This is a genomic window from Rhodococcus sp. 21391 (assembly GCF_016772255.1).
Lineage (GTDB): Bacteria > Actinomycetota > Actinomycetes > Mycobacteriales > Mycobacteriaceae > Rhodococcus_F > Rhodococcus_F opacus.
This window is the reverse complement of record NZ_CP063783.1, coordinates 225183-244748: the sequence shown is the minus strand read 5'-3', so window position 1 is coordinate 244748 and position 19566 is coordinate 225183. Positions and strand designations below refer to the sequence as shown.

Genomic DNA, 19566 nt, shown 5'->3' with positions numbered 1-19566 from the left:
TTCGATGTGTTGGTTGGCGCTCATGGTCTTCCTCTTGTGATCATCGACCGTCCACGCGGACAGCCGGAAGATTGCGGGAAAGGCTATGGCCCGGGGGTATCCGACCTAGGCTTTCCCTCGCTCCGCTTCCCGGTCGGCGCAGTTGATAATTGGGCAGATTCGCGCCAACAGCCTCGTTCTCTCACAAAGCAGCGATCCGACAATCGCGAAAGGCTACTTTGATGTGACCACGGTGCTGACTCCAGTGCGCGCGCCCGGATCGAGCGCCTTCCTTTTCTTGACATGGCGTATCTTGACCTCTATGCATGAGGGGCGAGCCGGTCCCGCAGCTCAGCGCTGAGCCGGCGCATCCGACCCACGGCCCGCTTGGGCATAGGGCGGGCCGGCAGGCCGAACAGATCGAGCATATTCTGCAGCCGAATCGGGATCCCGCGACTGGCGAGGGCTCGCCAGTCGGCGAGAATCTTCACCGGGTCACCGCCCATGTGGTCGGCGAGCCCCTCGAGGATCATCAGATCCGTCACTGTGATCAGTGCGGGCGGAGCCACATACCGGGCTGCCGGGCTCAAGAGTGGATGCGCGCGTTCGCTGATCTGGAAGTCGACGAACTCCGAGTACGGCAACCCGGCGTCCGGAGTGATCACCAACGGGACGAAGATCGTGTCGGGGGTGATCCGGGAGCCGTCTCCGGGCCAGCCGTTGTCCGCGAGCAATTTGATGGTCGACGTCAACTGTGTGAACTTGTGCTCGAGGAGGTTGCGCTCGATGTCGCCGTCGAGCAGTTCCGGATCACCCTGTCCCTCGGACAATGGTGCGATCAGGCGTCGGTTGTTCGCGTCGGCCACGACGCAGTACCGGCCGCGGACCATGACGAAGTCGCAGACGGACGGCGGCCCGGAAGCCCCCGGAGTGGTCCACGCCTTCTGCATCACCGGTTCGGTGGTCACCGCGACGTCGTGCAGATGCGGCTGCGCGGCGATGCGGCGGATCCCCTCGCCCACCCGGGCCTCGAAAATGTCGTTCATCGCCTGCTCGAACTGCTTACCCGCTCGCGGGTTACTTGTGCGCAGTTCTTCGCGGAGGTCGAAGAAGGGGAGGTCGCCGAAGATCCGCTGGGCGCCCATTTGGGCGCGTAGCAGCAACAGTGCGCCGTCGGGCAACCGGACGAGCGGGTAGCGCTGCACGGTGAACCGGGACCATGCGGTGGCCAGTCCCTGCTCTTCTTGGTCTCGGAAGCTCTGACGCAGATCCGTCAGGGAGATGACCATGTGTTTCTCGACGTGGGTGAGGACGCGGTCCGGAACGCCGGCGGCGCGGAGCTCGTCAGTGGTGAAGCGCACGTGACCGGTCGTTGCGCGGTCGATGATCAGGCGGCCGAACGCGAGCACGTCGTTGAACGGCACCGAGAATGCGGCCTCGAACACCATCGCGGGTGACTCTCCGGTGAGCCGGTCCACCTTCGTGCCCTGCGGCCATGGACGCCGCCACAGATCGTGCAGATGCGGGAGCAATGTTTCGATCGTTTCCGGCTTCTCGTATGCGAGAGTGGCGACCTCGTCAACGGCGAACGTCCGCATGAGTTCGCGCAGACCCTCGTCGCTCAGGCCGTCGAGGACGGACTCGATCTGGGCCACGGATTCGGCGTCGAATCCCCTGATCTCGGGCATGTCGAGCTGGCTGGAGACGTGATCGTGCTCGGTGTTCATCCCGAGAAGGCAACGGGTGAGGTCATCGGAACTCACAGGGTCGAGTGTGTCGTCGTCCGGTGCCGACAAGATGACCTCGCGCGCGCACTGCATCAGACCCCTCGGGGAGATCAGGCCCCGGTGGTCGGCGGCGGTCAACGGTTCGAGCGCCTCGCGCAGTTCGGGACCGAGGGCACCGACCCAGGCACGCTCCACCTCCATCCGGGTGTCGCTGATGATCGCGGAATCCAACCGGGCCAGCAGTTCGGCCACCACCTGCAGCGAACCGTAGACGTTCACCCCGCGCCAGACACCCTCACGGTCATCGCGATCAAACGCGGTCCCCAGGACCTCCCGCGCCGCGATCGCCGCCTTCATGCCGAAGGCACGGCTCGCGACGGCGGGATTCATCAGACTGCGATTCGACGACATACCGACAAGTCTGCTCTACGACACCGACAACCTCGAGCATCTGGCACCAGCTTTCCCCGGAACATCATTCACGTGAATGACACTGCGCAAGTCTATATTTCACCAGTGGAAGGGTGCTGCGTCGATCTCCGACGGGAGCTCCGAGCCGGGCGGCCGTGTGGCGCATCCGCGCATAGCGCCCAAACCATACCTTTAGGTCGGTTATGGTCCGTTTGCTCGCGCCAGTAACCCCCGATCCGAAGAGGTACGCATGCCGACTGCTCTGCCGAGGATTCTCCGCCGCACCTCGACCGTCCTGACCATGACCGTCGCGACATTCGCCCTTGTGGCCACTACCGCCGGTGCCGCCCCGGCATACTCCTTCGCGGTGGCCGCGACGACGCCGGTGGGCGCGGCGCCGTCGCAGGTCGCCGTCTCCCCCGACGGCGCCGCCGCGTATGTCACCAACGCCCAGAGCAACGACGTCTCGATCCTCGACACCGCCACCAACACAGTCACCGGGACCGTTCCGGTCGGCGAAGCACCCGGCGGGATCGCCATCACGCCCGACGGTTCGGGGGTCTACGTCGTGAACGCGACCAGCAAGACCGTCTCCGTCATCGATACCACCACGAACACGGTGACCGCCAGTGTCCCGATTACCGGTAACGCGTCCTGGGGAGCCGCCGCCTCCGCGGATGGTGCACACGTCTATGTGCCGACTGGCGATGCGATCTCGGTGATCGACACCGCCACCAACACGATCGCGGCCACGATCCCGGTGGGGTCGTTCCCGATTCTTGCTGCGACCAACTCGACACATCTGTACGTCACCAATGCCGGCGACTACACCATCTCTGTCATCGACACCGCGGCGAACACCGTCGTTGCGACCATCCCGGTCCCGGCCGCCGGCCGCCCCGTCGCGATCACCGCCACCGACCAGGCTGTGTACGTCCGCAGCGGCGCCGAGGTGTTCGTGATCGATGCCGTCACCAACACGGTCAGCACAACCTTTCCCGTGAAGGGCACCCTCGGCGGGGTGGCCGTCACCGGCGACGGAAACACGCTGTACATCATCGACTCCGAAGGCGGCGCGGTCGCGGTCTTCGACACCGCCACCAACACCGAGGTCGCCTATCTTCCCGTCGGCGCGATCACCGGTGGTGTCGCCGTCTCCCCTGACGGCAACAAGGCCTACGTCACCAGCTCCGACAACATCGTTGCCACGATCACCTGCGGCGGTGCGAACGAAGCGTGCACCGGATCGCTGTGCCTTCCGATCCCCGGTCGCTGACCCGAAGAACGATGAGTGAGGGCGGAACCTGACGGGGTTCCGTCCTCACTGTTTCCATCCAGTCGCCCCCGTCGGCGGGAACTCCGCGGCTCGTGACCTTGTCGGCGCCGGTGGTCACTACAGGATGGCCTTCCGGATCCGGGCGAGGTCGGCGGCGCGGCCGCGCAGATGCTGTACGCCACCCGGCTTTCCAGCGGGGCCGTCATCTTTCAGTCGGGCCACCGGTTGCTGTCGTCGACTACAGATAGGTTCCCTTCGTCGCAAAGCATGAGATTGCTCCGGAGGAACTCACCGCGTCCCACATCGGCCAGTACGTGAAGGTCTCCACCGAGTACCCGGTCGCTGGCACGAAGCGGGAGACCCTCCTGATCGCCACCCTCGTGGGCGTCGAGCACAGGCTGGAGGAGCGCGGGAAGCCCGCCCTTCAGACCCGCATCACCTTGGAAGTGGCGGCCGATGAGGTGACCCTCCACATTCCGTTCCACCTTCCCATCGACATCGCGGACACAATGGACGAGTTGCTGGCCGAGGCGTGAGACCCGCGACGGGTCCGCCGATCTACGTGCGCGTCAGGATCCTCCGTACTCGCTCTGCGCTAAGGCCAGGCAGAGGCGGCGTGAATCATCGCCACGGCCTCGGGGAAGAGCAACGAAATTGCTCGTCGGGCCACACCCCTACGATTGGCGACATGACAGACGTGTCGAGAACGCGGAACCGTGAAAAGTCCTTTGCGATTCCGAGTGCGGTCACGGGGCCGCGGCCTCCTCGGATCATCCACGCCGCCGACCGGGCTTCCCGCCGAGGCTTCACTCGAGGCCGGACGCAGTGAGGTCGCTCGATTCCCTCGTTCGCGCGTCGGGGTTGCGTGACAACGGCCGATACTTCGGTCCTGCGCCGGACGATCATTGCCCGTGCGGGTCTCTTCGGCAGGCGAAGAATTGTCACCGGGGCAAGGACGATTCGTGGGTCGCCGCGGCGCCCGCCGCGTTGCTCGTCGGTGCGCGTACCGGCTACGCAAATCCGCAGTGCTACGCCCGAAGCAGCAACGATTGTTCCCGAGACATCACGCGAGAGCATTGGATGAGCGCCGATCTCCTCCGGCGCATCGCGGATGAGAATGTCGTCCTCGTTCAGGGGACTGCGTGGATGAGCGATGCCGGCGCGGGGACGCCGATCGGGGTTAACTCCCTCTCGTCGAAAATGCTGTGCGGGAGGCACAATGGGGCTTTGAGCCCACTGGACACTGCCGTGGCGGCCTTCTTCGAGTTCTTCAAGGAGGATCAGCTCGACATCGGCACGCACATGGGGACCGGCGACTTCGACCGGACCTTCACCATGATCAACGGCCCGATACTTCAGCTGTGGCTGCTCAAGGTGCTCTGGGGTGTGCTCGAAGCTCGCGCCATCCGAGTCAACGGCGTCACCGCCGAGCGCTTCCGTCTCGGAGTGACGAAGGAGACGCTGTCCGAGATCCTCTGGAGAGGAGCGCCCTGGCCGCGGCATTGGGGAATGTATGTGTTCAACCACCAGGGCCATCCCGATGAGCCGGTCACGCTGAACTCCACACGTATCCGGATGGTCGATGTCGGTGGTGAAATTCTCGGTGGAATGGTACGGCTCTCGGGGGTCGAGTTCTGCATGGCCTTCGAGCGGCCGGACGTTCCCGGGGTATTTCAACCCGGCGCACTGACGCTTCAGCGTAAGAGCTTCGGTCGGAGCTGGAAGATGTTCGCATTCGCCTGGCCCGAGCTGGGGCACGACCCGATCAACGTGATGAGCCAACTGGGGCCCGATGAGAACGCGTTCGAACCTCCCGCCAGCCGTGGCCCACACATCCTTCATCGGCGCCGTTCCTTCCCTGCGGGAACAATCCAGATCAGAAACAGACCCCGCTGAGGCCAATGACGTTCTCCGACGGCGCCTGTGGGGGTGAAGTGGACCGAGGCATCGAACCGGGCTAACTGTTCCGCCGTATGCTGCTGTACCGGCCATGGCAAGGCACCGAGCTGTTGACCGCGGTGAGCCCTCCCCCGACCGGAGTAGGCGGGTGATTCCTCCCGCCCTCACCCCGCCTTTGTGTCGGCTCCGGCGCTGCCGGCGGGAGCGGAGAGTTTCTGGTTGACCAGCAGATTCAGGGAAACACCCTGCTCCTCGGCCTCGACCGCCAGAGTGCGGTGCACCCGCGGAGAGGTCCGCACGGTGAAGGTGCCGCTGTAGGAGCGGTCCGCGATCGGCACGGGCGGGCGTTCGCCGGTGCCCACCATGGCGTCGACGACCTCGCGGACGACGGCGATGATGCCGTCGAGGGCCTCGTACTGGGTGTCGGCGAGCCAGGACAGAGAGGGGAATTCGGCGACGGTGCCGACGAACTCACTGTCCGGTTCCGACCAGGTCACCCGGTAGGTGTAGCGCGACGCATCAACCATTGTCCGCCTCTTTCATGAGCTTGTCGCAAGCGGCGAGGACCTGGTCGGCCCGGTAGGGCTTGGCCTTGCCGCCTTTTGCTTTTCTGGATGCCCACCCGGGTCTCCGGGCCACGGGATCTTGAACACCGCGGCGAGGTGCCGTCGTGCTGGCGTGGTTCCCCGAAAATGTCGCAGCAAAAGTTGAACAGCTCGCTGTGGGGTCACTCTCTACGGAATGGCACACATCCTCACAAGGAGTCGCCGCTGCTCCGACATACCAATATGGTATCACCGGCGATACCACCCTGGGAGTGGGCGGCGCTAGGCTGCCTCGCGCGGGTGACCGTCCCGATCGCCGAGGTGCGCGGCAACGGTCCCAGAAATAGCCGACATGAACACGACCCGATCGAAACGGGTCCACGCAACTAGTCAGGCAGCTGGGCGCGCAAGGCTGGAAACCGCTGGGTGGGGCTGCCGACAGGGGTACTTACGCCCCGCAGGCCTCCTACACGAACCACTTCCCTCGGCTACTGCCTCAGACAACCACATTCTGTCGCTCGCACTTGCAATGACGCAACAGCGAAGCCCATGACCTGCACAAGAAACAGGGTGGCGCCCCGCGACTGTTCTCCGTGAATTCCCCGCGACGGGCCAGTGCGTCCTTTCTCGTTCTCCTCCGTCTGTTCTGGTACCCATCCCCACGGATCAAGGAGTGACCATGACCACCCCGAACGAGTTCGAGAACCCGGCGACGGATCGGGCGGACACAACCTCGCAGGCTGCGGCACCGACGTGTTGCAGCGCCGAACGGCAGACCAGAGAACTTCGCGCGTGCCCTCCGGCGCTGCGTGCCAGGTCAGCGCGTTTTGCGTGCTCCTCGGCGCCCATCAACGCTCGCGCCGACAATTCCCGGCACGGTGGTGCGGCTGCCGTTGCTCGGGAATAGGCGCGCGCTGATGGCTCCCGCTGAAGGTGGATCGTTGACAGGGTATTGCGGTGAGGGAGCATTGCGGATCTCCGCGATGGTCAGGAACGCCCCTTCGTCGAGATCGGCGAAGGCATTGAGGATGTGCTGACCGATGTCGCGACGGCTGGGGATTGTCGCCGTCGAAGGCTCCTTCCTGCGTGTCGCGGCGTGGTCGCGATCCGGGGTGAGATCCCGGTCCTTGTCGGTGATGCGTCGAGGCGATTGAGCAACATCTGATGGACGCGGCCACATCGTGACGGCGGCACGAGCCAGGTCGAGAGCTCTTCGTTCGATCTGATCGGTGTCCCATTCCGCGGGCAAGGATCGGTTGAGGGTTAATGCTGAATGTTGGAGCAGGTGAGCATGTTTCCTGCTCCACGGTCCGTTGGAGAGGCTGGAGTTGAGGGTGCCGGTGATCAGGGTGAGGTTGCCTACGGTGTGTAGCAGGGTTTCTCGACGCTTTTCCTCTGCCTCGGCAAGGCCGGAATCTTCCGGCAGAAGCCAGTGCTCCCGCCAACTGCGCGGCATCAGATGTTCGACGGACAGCTTCGAACTGGCCGTGATGGGCTCGGTGCGATCGGTGGTGAGGTGATGTTCGAATGCCAGCAGCAGACGTTGCAACCGGTCTCGTTTGAACAGGCGATACAGCGGCAGGCCCCGCAACGACTCGGTCAGGTCATCGTCGCTGGGCCAGATCCCCGATTCCGAGTCCTGCTGAACGAGGAACTGCTTGATCACGTCGGGCGCCGGTTCGTCCTGAATGGAGAGCCGCCAGAGAAGCTCGAGGAACAACCGGTTGTAGTTCTTCGCTGTCAGCCGGCAGATGGACCTGCGCACGAGGTAGGCCTCAAGCAGTGACAATGAGCGCGAACGGTCACCTCCGTCGGTGTGGGCGAACAGCCACAGCAGAAGCGGCGTGATGGTCTGGGTATCGACAATCTCGATGCGGTCCAGGATCTGCCGCTCAGCCGGACTGCCGACCTGCTTAGTGTCGAGTTCGTCGTAGATCTGTGCGTATCGAGCGAGTTGGACCAAGAAGGTCTGCGCCCGGTCGGCGTCATTGGCGAAGTAGGTGCGCGACACCGCGAAGAGCTGATGGGACTGAACTTCCCGCTGGAGAAGGATCGGCAGGAAGAAACCCACAAAGACGTCCAGCCGCGGACGCACAAGACGACCCTGTCGCACATTTGCTTGCCATCGAGCTTGTTCGAGGGGTTCCCAGTACTGCTGGTACAGCTGCTCGACCGGACGGCCGTGATCTTGCAGGGTTCTGAACAACGCGTTCTTGATCAGGTCAGACGCCCGAAGTGCCGTGCCTCGCGCGTTGAGGGTTTCGAAGATGACTTGGGCGTTGTCATCGATCCCCAGGTCGATGACAACGACTTCCAGGTGCTCGAGCATGACCTCGGCAAGTCCGTCCAGCAAAGCTTCGACCTCGTCACGACCGCTGCTGGTAACGAAGGCATCGATCTGCTCACGAAAGAATACGTACGCCGAAGCGATCCGTGGCAATGCCGGATCGTGGGTGCTGTCCCGGTATTCACCGTTCATCACGTCGGTGTACGAACGGCGATCCCTGTTGGTCGGCCAGAGTTTGAACTCTTCGTCGACGCTGTCGACGTAGTCCGCGTCGTTGACCAAAGTCTTCGTGAGCCGGCTCAGCAGTCGGGTTCTAATCTCCAGAGAGAGGTAGGTGTCACGAAGCGCCGCGATGAGGATCTGCAAAGTGGTCAGCCGTTGCTGCCCGTCGATGACCTCGCGAACTTCGAGGCTGCCCAAGACGCCGCGCTTCTGCTCGAGAACGATCGCGCCGAGGAAATGTGGCGGGGTCTCGTCGTCCCCCCTCCGATCGAACGTCGCTACGACATCCTCCCACAACGGGGCCCACTGCTCCTCCTCATCCCACACGTAAGGACGCTGGAAAAGGGGCACGACCAGCCGTACATCGCTACGGAAAACGGTTTTCAACCTGCGCGGATGGGCTTCCACTCGTTCCCCCATGTGATTGGTTGGTCGCTGAACGTTTTCTGCGTCATCGTCACACACCGCCATTACGGTTCGGACGAGCGACACCCGGCACAGCCCGCACTCGGCGTGACGGAGCACCTCGTGTTCCAAGAGGCGACACCTGGGCGGACTGAGGTTTATCCACATAGGTCACAACAATCTTCAGTCCCTGTGCTCCCAGGTTCCACGGGACTGGTAGCCCGTTCGCAGACAATCTTCGGCGTGGCCCATCCACGGAGGCGGCGACTGCTCCCGTGCGGTCGACCTCGTTGTCGACCATGGCCCAGAGCTCGTCGGTGCTGATGCGCCTTGCGTCGCAGGTTTCGGTAAACCCGTTCGGCATGGTCGTAGCGTCCAGGTAAAAGACGAGGCCGAGGTGGCGCAACCCGTCGAGCACTGCCTGCTCGACATCCTGGGCGGCTGCGCCGGTGACGAACTCACGCGAGCGCACCAGTGTCCAACCGGTGCGCTCGTGCAGGAGCAGTCGCGAGTTGTACCCGGTGCATGCGCCGATACCGATCGGCAACGCACCCCGGTCAGATCGATGCCGTGCGAGGCGCAGAACCGGCAGTCCTTGCCGGTGCGCACACCGGTCAGCCGGGCATGGACCTGACGGCCACACCCTCCGCATTCACACAGCCAGCGTTTGTCCGATCCGGGGTACGGTTCGAGGGGTTCGAGTCCGGCGGCGCGCATCTCGGCGGCCGCGGACTCGGGATCGAGCATCCGCGACCGCGCCGCCTCCGCCGCCTTGCGTTGCCCGCACTGCCGGCATCCGCCCTGTCCGGCGCGGATGCCACCCAACCGCGGGGTGCCGATGATGCCGCAGATCAGGCGGCGGCATCGCCACGGCTTCTTGGCTCCGGGATAGTCCACAAGCGGTTCGAGGCCGGCGGCGCGCATCTCCACAACCGTTGCCTCGGCCCGGCGTACCAGGACGGGATTCGGGCGGTCGCCGCGCAGAACCGGCACCGGGCACCGTTCTTGACGGCACTATAGGTGGTGACGACATCGTTGCGGCAGATCAGACACCTGCATCGCCACGGCGCCGCGGATCCTGGGTAATCCTCCACCGGCTCGAATCCCGCGCTCCGCATCACCGTGGCGGCGACAGCAGGGTCAGTCCGCGTCTTGGCGTTGGCCCTCAACCGCCCGCAGGGCTTGCACGGACCCTGCGGGCCCGGACCAACCGCAGACAATCGGGGAGCCCCGATCGTGCCGCACGACAAGCAGCGGCACCGCCACGGCTCGTCGACACCCGGGTACGGCTCCAGTGGTTCCGCCCCGGCGGCACGCATCCGCTCAACAGCTTCGTCCGGTCCCAGCCGCTTCGGCATCCGCACCCCTCCCGCACTTCACCGCGAACCGACCCGAGCACAGGCGCTGTCGGTCATCTTCTTCCACGTCGGCAGTTCAATTACTCACGCAGTGAGTGGCTTTCGCTCGGATTGTGGTGGTCGACGTCATCACCTCACGCCGACAACCGCATCGAGGGCGGCGTTGTACCTCGGGATCAATGTTTCGTCGATGGGATGCTTGCCGTCCCGCTTGTAGCGGATGGCGAGCAGCCCGTTCTGGTATACCTTGTCCGTGCCGAAGACCTCGGCGTAGTGCGCTGCCTGCGCGACATCGGAGAATAGGTACACCGAGACCTCGTCGACGGCGATCATCTGAGCGCATTGCAGATCCTCGCAACCGGCACTGATGGTGCGATCCTGGCGGTTGGTGGCGGGCAGGCCGGCGGCGACGAAGGCGTCGATCACATCGTGGGCGGTCACCGTCCCGATGGCGATCGTCGGCAGATCCGGGGGGCATGCTTTCCGGTTGGGCAATGGCTCGAACTCGTACTGGCCGACGGCCAGCCCCGTTCGGGCGGCACCCAAGGAGTCGAGGGCGAACTTGCCGTTCGCCTGGCGCGCCCCGCCCACCGCCCGTTGTCCGTCGCCGCAGTCGATGAAGACGTGCCAGCCGCCGGTTTTCTTGGTGGTGGTGTAGGTGCGGCGCACTTCGAGGAAGGCGGACTCGAGTTCGGTGTCGGTGTACGTCCGGTTGACGTTGATCGTGAGGTATCCCTCGCGATCGACGCGGAGCCAGAAATCGCGCATCACGTCGTCCGCGGTGGAGACGGCCGGCGACGTCGGCGCCGCCGCAGATGTGGTGGTTGCCGATGCTCGGGGTGCGGCCGGTGGGCTCGATGCTATTGCCGCGGTTTCCGTTGCGGTCGGTGCGTTTCCGCCACCGTGGGTGTTGAGGATCTGCCAGGCGCCGAGCCCGAGAACGACGATGCCGATCAGGCCTACGGCGATGAGGTTGTTCCGCTTCCGTGTCGCCGGATCGATCGGCGGTGGTGGCGTTTTCGGGCCCTCCTGCAGTGCTCGCGGCTTGGTCGCCGAGGTCCACTGGGTGCCGTCCCACCACCGCAGCCGTGGTATGCCCTCGGGGTCGGGGTGCCATCCCGGCGGAGGAGTCGGTGTCGTCATGCCGGAATCAGCGCCAGGTACTGCGGACAGTACGCCGCGATCGAGGCCTTCATGTACGCCTCGGCGGTCACCTGGTTGTCGAAGATGTTCTTGCCTGCGCCCAGGATCATCGACAGTTCCACCATCTTGTCGAACTTCTGGTCATCGGGCAGCGTGGTGCTTGCCAGGGCGCTGCAGGTCTGTCGCGCGAGCGGAGTCAACAGTGGTACCTGGCTGGTCGTCGGGAAGATTCCGCCGTTGCGAAGTTCCTGGACGAAGAGGTCGTCACCGGTCAACTTCTTCGTTGTCGTGGGTGCGGCGGTAGTCGTGGGGGTCGCCTCCGGTGCTGCGGAATCGTCGGATCCGCACGCGGACAAGAACATCACGCCGAGGACAATGGCCACGGCAACTACATACTTCACCGGCGAATCAAACCAGAGGAACCGGGACCGCGGTATAGGTCGTGTGAATGTATCGGCGAATATCACCCGGGATGCCGACAACTGCGCGAATGAATCCGCCGGCGTTCGGAGGGCGAAACCTCTCCCGGGCACGAGCAACGCCACAGACTTGTCGGCAGCGTGCGCTCCCGATCGTTTGGCGGCAGTCCCGGCTTTCCAGCTGCCTGCCGGTCATTGTCGGTACGGCAGGCTAATCTCGCTCGTTATGGCGGTACTCGGTGATCTGTTGGCACAGTTGGATACTGATCCCGTTCGGCGGGGCAGTCAGTTCGAGCACATCTGCCAATGGTTCCTGAGGCACGATCCGGTCTACGCGCACGAGCTGCGACGCGTGTGGCTGTGGAAGGACTGGCCGCAGCGCTGGGGAGCTGATGCAGGTATCGACCTCGTCGCCGAGGATCGTCGCGGGCGTCTCTGGGCGATCCAGGCCAAGGCCTACGACCCGGCCGTCTCGATCACCAAACGGGACGTCGACACCTTCCTGGCCGAGTCAGGGCGGCCCGAGTTCGCCTTCCGGCTGCTGATCGCGACGACCGACCTGATCGGGCGGACCGCCAAACGGACGCTGGAAGCGCAGGAGAAGCGGGCGAGTGTCCTTCTCCGTGGTGACCTTGAGGTCGCCACGGTCGACTGGCCTCGATCTCCAACCGATCTGCGGTCCCCGCGACTGGTACCGAACCGTCCGCGCCCGCATCAGCGCGAGGCCCTCGACAAGGTGATCAAGGGTTTCGACGGGTACGACCGCGGCCAATTGATCATGGCCTGCGGCACGGGAAAGACCCTGACCGCACTGTTCATCAATGAGCAGCTCGCCGCCGAACGCACGCTGGTGCTGCTGCCCTCGTTGTCGCTGTTGGCTCAGACGCTGCGGGAGTGGACCGCCCACTCCACGCAGGCGTTCGACTTCCTGCCAGTGTGTTCGGATGCGACGGTCGCCGACCCGGATGCGGTGGTCGCGAACACGAGTGACCTGGGTTTCCCGGTCACGACCGACCCGGAAGAGATCGCGAGATTTCTGCGGCGACGGTCCGGTCCGCGGGTGGTGTTCGCGACCTACCAGTCATCCCCCCAGATCGCCAACGCGTTCCGGTTGGGTCGGGTACCTGCCTTCGATCTGGTCATCGCCGACGAGGCGCATCGCTGCGCTGGCCGCGTCTCCTCCGGTTTCGGCACCATCCTCGACGCGGAGTCGATCAAAGCGGACCGTCGACTGTTCATGACCGCGACCCCACGCTATTTCACCGGCCGGGTCGTGCGGCAAGCGAAGGAAGCCGACTTCGAGGTCGCCTCGATGGACGACGAGGAGGTGTTCGGCCCGGTGTTCCACCGGCTCGAGTTCGCGGAGGCGATCGCACGTAAACTGCTGACCGACTACCAACTGGCCGTCGTCGCAGTCGATGACGCCACCTACCGGGACTGGGCCCAGCGCGGCCGATTCGTCACCACCGATGGCACCGAGGTGACCGACGCCCGCACTCTCGCCGGACAAATCGGCCTCGCCCAGGCGATGCGCCGCTACGACCTGCACCGCACAATCACCTTCCACTCACGGGTCAAGCGCGCCCACGAGTTCGCCCAGTCCCTCCCCGAAGTGATCTCCTGGATGCCCGCCGACCAGCAACCCCTGGGTCAGGTGTGGTCCGACTACGCATCCGGCGAGATGCCCGCCGGGCAGCGCCATGCGCTCCTGCACCACCTCGGCCGGCTCGACCACGGCCAAAGGGGACTACTCGCCAACGCCCGCTGCCTCGCCGAAGGCGTCGATGTCCCCACCCTCGACAGCGTGGCCTTCATCGACCCCCGCCGCTCCGAGGTCGACATCGTGCAGGCCGTCGGCCGCGCCATCAGGCTCGCCTCCGACAAGACCATCGGCACCATCGTCATTCCGGTCTTCGTCGACACCGACGAAGACCCGGCGGTCGCCCTCGACAACTCGGCATTCAAACCGGTGTGGGACGTGATCAAGGCGCTCCGGTCACACGACAGCCAGCTCGGCGAGCACCTCGACGAACTGCGACGGCAACTCGGCCGGCAGGGCGAACAGTCACGACTACCCTCCAAGATTCATCTCGACCTGCCCGAGCAGGTCGGCGCCGACTTCGCCCGCGCTTTCGATGTGCGCCTGGTCGAGCAGACTACTGCGACCTGGGAGTTCGCCTTTGGCGTGCTAGAACAGCATGTAGCACGAGTTGGCCAGGCACGCATCGCGCCGTCCGGCATCGTGAACGGTTTCAAACTTGGTATGTGGGTTGTCAACCAACGTGTAAAACATGATCAGGGCCTTCTCGACGCCGAGTATGAACGACGACTAAAGGCACTTCCCGGATGGACTTGGGATCCTTTCGCCGATCAGTGGGAAAAGGGGTTCAGCCGACTCCTCGAGTACATCGAACGTCATGGTAATTCCCGGGTACTGCAGAGCTACGAGGACGACGACCGCTACCAGCTTGGCAACTGGGTCACTATGCAACGAGTGAACTATTCCAATCGAACTCTGGACGCCGACCGCCAAGAACGACTCCAGAATCTGCCTGGCTGGAGCTGGAAGCCCAAAAGTGACATGTGGGAGGAGGGTCTTGACCGGCTCCTGGAGTATGTCGAAGACATCGGTAACGCCCGGATCCCAGCAACCTACAAAACCGAGGACGGCTACAAGCTCGGCCAATGGGTGGACGTGCAACGCCGGAACTTCGTCAAAAGGACCCTTACAGCCGACCGTAAGCAACGACTCGAGGACGTGCCTGGCTGGACATGGGACCCCCGCGCCGACAAATGGGAGGAGGGTTTCAGCCAGCTCCTGAGCCACGTCCAACAGACGGGCCACTCCCGCGTCCCGTACTCCGCCAAACTCAACGACTACCCCCTCGGGACCTGGGTTGACAGGCAACGCCAGAACTACGCCAAGGACATCCTTGAACGGGATCGCCAACGCCGACTTGAGGACGTGTCCGGATGGACCTGGAACTCGATCGACGATCAGTGGGACGAGGGGTTCGAACACCTACTGCGGTACGTCCTCGAGCATCAGCATGCCCGCGTAGCGTTCGATTACAACGCCACCGATCAATATGCCCTCGGCAAATGGGTCGCAAGACAGCGCGCCGCGTACACCAAGAGAACCCTCAACCCCGAACGCCAACGCAGACTCGAAGAAGTACCCGGATGGACATGGGACCCCCTCGCCGACAAGTGGGAGGAAGGGTTCAAACACCTGGCCGACTTCGTCGAGACCCACGGTCACGCCCGCGTCCCCTACGGGTACAAGGCGAATGAGTACGGGCTCGGCAGCTGGGTGAGAAAGCAACGCGCCAGATACCTCTCAAGAAACCTCGACCCCGACCGCCAACACCGCCTCCAGAACCTGAACGGCTGGGAATGGGAAACATCATCGCGCTAGGTTGCTTCACTCACTGTACCGAGTGGCAGTCATTCGCTTGAGCGCCTGCACAGGCTCCCTTTCTCGTCCACGAATACTATTGCCTCACAACATCGGCACCCTGACCGTAATTGGTCGCTCACACCCATGTAGGGCGCACGAGCACGGACCGAGCGGAAGAACCCGGCATCGAGCCAGACGCCCCAACCAACGGCCAAACCCCCGCGTAAGGAGCCGAACCGGCACCTCACGACCTCCCCACCTCCCCAGGTAGTTGAACCACCGCACGCCAGACCCCGGAAGCGTGTCGCGGCGCCGGACCCTCTAATCTTGCGAGCCGAACACCCAGAACATGAGGAAAGCAGCAGGCATGGCCACCGACTACGACGCCCCCAGAGTCACCGAATCCGACGAGGCGGACACCTCCCTCGAACAGCTGACCGCCAGCCGGAAAGACACCCAGTCCCCCGCCGTGGACGTCGAAGACACCGACACCGCCGAATCGTTCGAGCTGCCCGGCGCGGACCTGTCCGGTGAAGAACTCACCGTCCGCGTCATCCCGAAGCAGGCCGATGAATTCACCTGCACCAGTTGCTTCCTGGTCCACCACCGCAGCCGCCTCGCCGACGCTGGGCAACAACTCTGCCGCGACTGCGCCTGAACACCTCGGACCCACCGAGAAGCGCGGCCGCCCTCGGATTGGTCGGCCATCGCACACCCTGGATACCGACGCCACGATCTGGTTCGCTCTTCAAAGGGCCTCCCTGCGGGCCCGAGGCAGCACGCGGGTGGGGCGGGCGGGCTCGTATCCGCGACCAACCGATTATGAGTCCACGGCTCTCACCGACTGAGCTACCGCCCCATCACCGCATTACCCCGCTCTCGCGGGACCTGGCGATGGTATCTCCACACCGCTGACCGTCCCGCTCATGCCCGGGGGGACGGTCTTCACGCGCGCCCGAAGAGCTGCCGCACGCCCCCGTCCTCGTCGACCGCGTACAACGCCATCCCCAACAGATCCAGAATCCGCTGCGGTGCCCGCACCGCGGCGTCCACCGATCGCGGCTCGTCCCTCACGACCAGCGTAAACGACACTGACTGATCCGCCTCGCTCGGCATCCGCCGCACCAGCTGACCGATGGCGGTATCGACATCCAAATCCGGCGCGGCGGTCGCAGCCTTGACCTCGACGTAGAGCAGGTGGCCGTCCTTCTCGGCGACGATGTCGACGACATCCTCATCGGTGCGGACTACCCAGCCCTGAGATGACAACCATTCCGCGAAGTCCCGGACCACGCGAGCCTCATCACCTGCCATACCGGACACGGTAAGCCAGAAAACCGTCAGTTCCGAACAACACCACAGCACAAAACACGTCCGGTGCGGCACGCGACGACCCAGGAATACCCCGGCAGATCGTGCGGTGAGATCGACGTAACCCTCAGGACCTCATTTGGTACGGGGCGACAGTTCTTGGCACCGACACTCACCCAGCAGGTGCCAGCGGAACTCCCATCGGCCCCTCGGTGCACACTGTCGACCAGCGCTCGTGAATGCGAACTCCCGTGCCAGTCGCACCGACCGTCCGCCCGCGTTCATGGCTGTGACACAGGCGCGCTCATCGCCGGTGAGTGTGGCTTCGAAGAGACAGGCAAGTGGGTCACGCTCAAGAGCGGACACCACTCGGTTCAGCCGCCCACACCCTGTGTGTCAGGCTGAGTTGAGTCCACCGGTTCACAGCAACCCCGCCTGCAGGGCGAGATACGGATCAACCCGACAATGACGATTTCCAGCCTGGCCGTAGCCGGGGACAATGGCCACATGGAGTCTTCCCACCCACGTTCCGACGGACCACGCCGACGCTCATTCGCCCCGGCGGACAAGCTCGCGCACCTGGCCGCCTACGAGCAGGCCTGCCAGACGAACGAAGGCGGCGCCTACCTGCGCCGCGAGGGCCTCTACTCCTCCCTCGTCACCGAGTGGCGCAAGCAACGCGACGCCGGCGTCCTCGACGGCAAACCCGCCGTCGCGAAGGTCGGCAAAATCACCGCCGAGCAGGCCGAGATCGCTCGCCTCAAGCGGGAGCTCGACCGCACGAACAAGCGACTGGCCACCACCGAAGCCGCCCTGGACATCATGGGAAAAGCGCATGCTCTCTTGGAATCGCTCTCCGAGAGAGCGGATTTGGACGACAAGCCAACCAAGCGCTGACCGCAGCATGGACCGAACTGACCGACGTCGGGATGTCGACGAGAACAGCAAGCGCAGTGACCGGTGTAGTCCGATCGACCGCGGTCCGGCGTCGCGCCGCAGCCGCCGCACCGGCACCTTCTGCTCGAGCCCGACCTACGCATCCGCCGGCGAACAAGCTCACCCCGATCGAACGCCGCCGCATCCTCGACACACTCAACAGTGACCGGTTCGTCGATCAGGCGCCGCTCGAGGTGTACGCGCAACTCCTCGACGAGGGCGTCTACCTGTGTTCGGTGTCGACGATGTACCGCGTCCTGCGGGAGAACGCACAGGTCAGCGAACGCCGCAGGCTCGCCCGGCACCCGGCGAGAACCTGCCCGGAGCTGGTCGCGACCGCCCCGCGGCAGGTGTACTCGTGGGACATCACGAAGCTCGCCGGGCCGGACAAGGGCCGCTACTACGACGCCTACGTGATGATCGACATCTACTCGCGGTACATCGTCGGTGTGCACGTCCACGCACACGAATCGGGTGTGCTGGCACGGGAGTTGATGGAGCAGATCTTCGCGGTGCACGGCATTCCGCAGGTCGTGCACGCCGACCGTGGCACGTCGATGACCAGCAAGTCCGTCGCGTCACTGCTGTCGGACCTCGAGGTTACCCGCTCGCATTCGCGGCCGCGGGTCTCGAACGACAACCCGTATTCGGAGGCGGTGTTCAAGACCCTCAAGTATGGACCGAATTTCCCCGAACGGTTCGGATCACTGGGTGAAGCAAGGGAATTCATGATGCAGTTCACCGAGTGGTACAACCACGAGCATCGCCACACCGGCATCGGGCTACACACTGCCGCCGGCGTCCACTTCGGTTTGGCGGCGGCGAAGGCCGCCGAACGTCGGCAGGTACTCGAGGCGGCACGGGCCAGGCATCCGTACCGCTTCGGCACCACGACCACACCGAAGATCCTCGACCTGCCCGACACCGTCTGGATCAACCGCCCCGCCGACGATACTGCGGAGGCCGAAACGTCAGCCGCTTAACACCCGGTGGACTCAACTCCCTTGACAAGTTCCGACAGCCGGCAACTTTGCCGCAGCGTCATGGAAGGCACGCACGATTGCGGCCGAAATCCGACCGCGGAAGGACACTTCACGGCCCTCCTTGATCGCCCACTCTCGAATCTCCTTGGCCGTCTTCTTCGCCGGAGCCGTGCCCGCCGCCGCTCCCTCCACCGGAGCCTCCTCCTCGACAACCTTCTCCGCGGCCTTCATCTCCCCGGCAGTCTTCCCCGCTGCTGTCTTCCCCGCTGCCGTCTTCTTCGCCGGAGCCGTACCCGCCGCCGCTCCCTCCACCGGAGCCTCCTTCTCGACGACCTTCTCCACGGCCGTCTTCTTCGCAGTCGTCTTCGTCGGCCCTGTCGTCTTCACCGGAGACTTCTTCGCGGCCGTTTTCTTCGCGGGAGCCTTCCCCGCGACTATCTTCTCTGCGGCCGCCTTCTTCACCGGCGCCGCTTTTGCCTGAGCCTTCGTCGCCTGAGCGTCATGGAAAGCTTGCTCGATCTCGGCCGAAATCCGGCCGCGGGGAGACACTTCGCGACCCTCTCCGATCGCCCACTCTCGAATCTCCTTGGTCGTCGTCTTCGCCGGAGACTTGCTCACCGCCGGTACCTTCGTGGCGACAATCTTCTCCACAGTCGTCGACTTCGCCCCTGCCGCTTTCGCCGGAGACTTCCTCGCAGACGCCTTCTTCTCAGACGCCTTCTTCGCAGCCGTCTTCTTCGGCCCTGTCGTCTTCGCGGCCGTCGTCTTCGCGGCCGTCTTCTTCGCCGGCGCCGCTTTTGCCTGAACCTTCGTCGCCTGAGCGTCATGGAAAGCTTGCTCGATGTCGGCCGAGATGCGACCGCGGGGTGACACTTCGCGACCCTCTCGGATCGCCCACTCGCGGATCTCCTTGGTTGTCCCCTTCGCCGAACCTTCGGAATTTCTCGGTGATACCGCCATCGTGCTCTCCTTCTACGTCAGGGCAATCGTCGAACGCACACAGTAACGGCAGGCTCGTCCCGGAAATGAGGAAGCTCACCGGACTAACAATTCACCGTCTCAAGACATTGTCCATGTGGGCAGAGCAAACAAGATCCTCGTCGAGCTCAAAATCAATCGCACCGAGCTTCATGCAGGACGAGCACGACTCACCCCGACAGGGACTATTCTCCACCGAAATCCCGAAATTCCTTCGGCAGCTGCAGTATTGGAGTGGTCGACACTGCCGAGTCCGGTGTTCACGGTGCCGAGCAGGGTGTGCGCCT

At 64.2% G+C, this 19566-nt stretch carries 15 protein-coding genes; 7 read left to right on the top strand and 8 right to left on the bottom strand.

Translation table 11 applies throughout. The annotated features are described in order from the left end of the window. Positions 1-299: 299 nt before the first annotated feature. Complete coding sequence (locus GO592_RS43270; protein ID WP_007300015.1) at positions 300-2117, bottom strand: hypothetical protein; 1818 nt, start codon at positions 2115-2117, stop codon at positions 300-302. 250 nt (positions 2118-2367) lie between these two features. Here GO592_RS43270 and GO592_RS43265 point away from each other — a divergent pair, with 250 nt between their 5' ends. The 3 genes from GO592_RS43265 to GO592_RS43255 all read left to right on the top strand — a co-directional run bounded on the left by GO592_RS43265 (position 2368) and on the right by GO592_RS43255 (position 5289). Beyond that, on the top strand, positions 2368-3393 hold the full coding sequence (locus GO592_RS43265) for a beta-propeller fold lactonase family protein (RefSeq protein WP_007300014.1): 1026 nt from the start codon (positions 2368-2370) through the stop codon (positions 3391-3393). A gap of 314 nt (positions 3394-3707) precedes the next feature. Beyond that, on the top strand, positions 3708-3929 hold the full coding sequence (locus tag GO592_RS43260; RefSeq protein ID WP_007300013.1) for a hypothetical protein: 222 nt from the start codon (positions 3708-3710) through the stop codon (positions 3927-3929). 544 nt (positions 3930-4473) lie between these two features. Beyond that, positions 4474-5289: a hypothetical protein gene (locus tag GO592_RS43255; protein ID WP_007300012.1), complete on the top strand. Its 816-nt coding sequence runs from the start codon at positions 4474-4476 to the stop codon at positions 5287-5289. A gap of 167 nt (positions 5290-5456) precedes the next feature. On the opposite strand, the gene GO592_RS43250 is transcribed toward GO592_RS43255, so the two are convergent. The 3 genes from GO592_RS43250 to GO592_RS43240 all read right to left on the bottom strand — a co-directional run bounded on the left by GO592_RS43250 (position 5457) and on the right by GO592_RS43240 (position 9298). Next, on the bottom strand, positions 5457-5819 hold the full coding sequence (locus GO592_RS43250) for a type II toxin-antitoxin system HicB family antitoxin (RefSeq protein ID WP_007300011.1): 363 nt from the start codon (positions 5817-5819) through the stop codon (positions 5457-5459). Positions 5820-6654: 835 nt separating this feature from the next. After that, on the bottom strand, positions 6655-8754 hold the full coding sequence (locus tag GO592_RS43245) for a DUF262 domain-containing protein (RefSeq protein ID WP_162130658.1): 2100 nt from the start codon (positions 8752-8754) through the stop codon (positions 6655-6657). A 49-nt stretch (positions 8755-8803) separates the two neighbouring features. Next, entirely contained in the window at positions 8804-9298 is a 495-nt protein-coding gene (locus GO592_RS43240; protein WP_162130657.1) for a hypothetical protein, read from the bottom strand. Between the two features lie 23 nt (positions 9299-9321). Between GO592_RS43240 and GO592_RS43235 the strand changes: the two genes are divergently transcribed. Continuing rightward, on the top strand, positions 9322-9771 hold the full coding sequence (locus tag GO592_RS43235; protein ID WP_157234325.1) for a hypothetical protein: 450 nt from the start codon (positions 9322-9324) through the stop codon (positions 9769-9771). A 467-nt stretch (positions 9772-10238) separates the two neighbouring features. Here the strand turns inward: GO592_RS43235 and GO592_RS43230 are convergent, their stop codons facing one another. Both GO592_RS43230 and GO592_RS43225 read right to left on the bottom strand, forming a co-directional pair. Continuing rightward, a complete protein-coding gene (locus GO592_RS43230; RefSeq protein WP_007300008.1) occupies positions 10239-11252 on the bottom strand; it encodes a DUF2510 domain-containing protein in 1014 nt (337 codons plus the stop codon). Then, positions 11249-11653 carry a DUF732 domain-containing protein gene (locus GO592_RS43225; protein WP_157234324.1) on the bottom strand — a complete coding sequence of 135 codons (405 nt, stop codon included), beginning with the start codon at positions 11651-11653 and terminating at the stop codon, positions 11249-11251. The genes GO592_RS43230 and GO592_RS43225 overlap by 4 nt, the downstream gene beginning before the upstream one ends. A 244-nt stretch (positions 11654-11897) precedes the next feature. On the opposite strand from GO592_RS43225, the gene GO592_RS43220 reads away from it, so the two are divergent. Both GO592_RS43220 and GO592_RS43215 read left to right on the top strand, forming a co-directional pair. Next, a complete protein-coding gene (locus GO592_RS43220; protein WP_007300006.1) occupies positions 11898-15089 on the top strand; it encodes a DEAD/DEAH box helicase in 3192 nt (1063 codons plus the stop codon). Between the two features lie 349 nt (positions 15090-15438). Next, positions 15439-15729, top strand: a complete 291-nt coding sequence (locus GO592_RS43215) for a DUF4193 domain-containing protein (RefSeq protein WP_007300005.1) — start codon at positions 15439-15441, stop codon at positions 15727-15729. A gap of 287 nt (positions 15730-16016) precedes the next feature. Here the strand turns inward: GO592_RS43215 and GO592_RS43210 are convergent, their stop codons facing one another. After that, entirely contained in the window at positions 16017-16364 is a 348-nt protein-coding gene (locus GO592_RS43210; protein ID WP_007300004.1) for a hypothetical protein, read from the bottom strand. 483 nt (positions 16365-16847) lie between these two features. Between GO592_RS43210 and GO592_RS43205 the strand changes: the two genes are divergently transcribed. Continuing rightward, positions 16848-18301, top strand: a protein-coding gene (locus GO592_RS43205) for an IS3 family transposase (protein WP_237737277.1) whose coding sequence is annotated in 2 segments (ribosomal slippage) — positions 16848-17220 and positions 17220-18301 — 1455 coding nt in all. Because the reading frame shifts where the segments join, the coding sequence is not laid out codon by codon here. Positions 18302-18313: 12 nt separating this feature from the next. Here GO592_RS43205 and GO592_RS43200 read toward each other — a convergent pair. Then, entirely contained in the window at positions 18314-19261 is a 948-nt protein-coding gene (locus GO592_RS43200) for an Lsr2 family DNA-binding protein (protein WP_202715293.1), read from the bottom strand. Positions 19262-19566 lie beyond the last annotated feature (305 nt).

Coding starts and splice junctions, on each gene's coding strand:
- GO592_RS43200 (WP_202715293.1), bottom strand. CDS start 19,261: ATGGCGGTATCACCGAGAAATTCCGAAGGTTCGGCGAAGGGGACAACC.
- GO592_RS43270 (WP_007300015.1), bottom strand. CDS start 2,117: ATGTCGTCGAATCGCAGTCTGATGAATCCCGCCGTCGCGAGCCGTGCC.
- GO592_RS43220 (WP_007300006.1), top strand. CDS start 11,898: ATGGCGGTACTCGGTGATCTGTTGGCACAGTTGGATACTGATCCCGTT.
- GO592_RS43255 (WP_007300012.1), top strand. CDS start 4,474: ATGAGCGCCGATCTCCTCCGGCGCATCGCGGATGAGAATGTCGTCCTC.
- GO592_RS43215 (WP_007300005.1), top strand. CDS start 15,439: ATGGCCACCGACTACGACGCCCCCAGAGTCACCGAATCCGACGAGGCG.
- GO592_RS43230 (WP_007300008.1), bottom strand. CDS start 11,252: ATGACGACACCGACTCCTCCGCCGGGATGGCACCCCGACCCCGAGGGC.
- GO592_RS43265 (WP_007300014.1), top strand. CDS start 2,368: ATGCCGACTGCTCTGCCGAGGATTCTCCGCCGCACCTCGACCGTCCTG.
- GO592_RS43250 (WP_007300011.1), bottom strand. CDS start 5,819: ATGGTTGATGCGTCGCGCTACACCTACCGGGTGACCTGGTCGGAACCG.